The organism is Candidatus Termitispirillum reticulitermitis, from assembly GCF_054655775.1.
Map to the genome: position 1 here is coordinate 1 of NZ_BAAIHG010000158.1, position 1,093 is coordinate 1,093.

At 39.8% G+C, this 1,093-nt stretch carries 1 protein-coding gene and 1 pseudogene; both read left to right on the top strand.

What is annotated here, in order from left to right; all coding sequences use genetic code 11:
* A pseudogene (locus tag AC1MDJ_RS07980) lies at positions 1 to 474 on the top strand (radical SAM protein); the annotation flags it as partial.
* 100 nt (positions 475 to 574) lie between these two features.
* The gene (locus tag AC1MDJ_RS07985) at positions 575 to 964 is read left to right on the top strand and encodes a hypothetical protein (protein ID WP_479690387.1); all 390 of its coding nucleotides are present in this window, start codon (positions 575 to 577) and stop codon (positions 962 to 964) included.
* Positions 965 to 1,093 lie beyond the last annotated feature (129 nt).

Genomic DNA, 1,093 nt, shown 5'->3' on the forward strand with positions numbered 1-1,093 from the left:
CAGGGTAATAATATCACTATAGGACCGACCAAATATCCGGGTATTGATTGGGAGCGGATAGAGGCTAGAGCGGCGGAGTTTGGCATAACTTTTTGGTATATGAACGAATGGGGCGATAAGGTTAGTTTTCGCCACCCATTTGACCTGTCAGGCAAGCAAAACCCGTTATTCAGTTTCATAAACTGTAGATTATCAGTATATCCGCATATCTTAAACGGACGCATTTATCCCTGTGCGCCGACTATTATGTCGCCACATTTTAACGCTCATTTTGGCGAAAAGCTAGTTCTGAATGAGCTTGATAGCATAGATATATACAAAGTTAGAGATGTTGAAGAAATTTTACAATTTTTAGCAAAGCCTTTTCCATTCTGTCGCTATTGCGCTAGCACTCGCCACGAAGAGTTTGATTGCTTTAAGCACTCAAATAAGGATATTGGTGAGTGGGTGGCAAGCGCAGAGGAATTGTTATGACAAACAAACAAACAAACAAACAAACAAACAAACAAACAAACTATCTTTATTAGATAGGCTTTTTTCTGTTAGCAGGGATGGCGCGCTAACCACAGTATATTTGTTAGGGATTAGAATAAAACTCGTTAGTGCCAGAAAAAAGTTAGAGTTAGAAAGGTTGCATTTTAAGAAACGTATAAATGAAATAGAGACCAATGTAGCCCAGTTCTACAATGGAGCCATAAACGCTTTTTTACCTAAATCTCACCTTGAAGAGGTTCATATACACGTAGCTGAACACTGCAACATGGGTTGCTGGGGGTGCAACAATTTTTCTCCGCTGTCGAAGGAGAAATATGCTGATATTACCTCTGTCAGTAAAGACCTTGAGCGGATAGTGGAGCTAACTGGCGGCAATATAGATGCTATACACCTTACGGGTGAGAGCCTTTATTGCACCCAGATATTATTCCTTTTTTTGAGGTTACGCGTAGATTGTTTCCGAACATAAAGACGATATATTTAGTGACTAATGGATTGCTGTTATTACAGCAGCGTGATGAATTTTGGCATTCAATTAAGGCAAACAAGATAACATTATCTCCCACAAAATACCCGGGCGTTGACTGGGATAAAATTG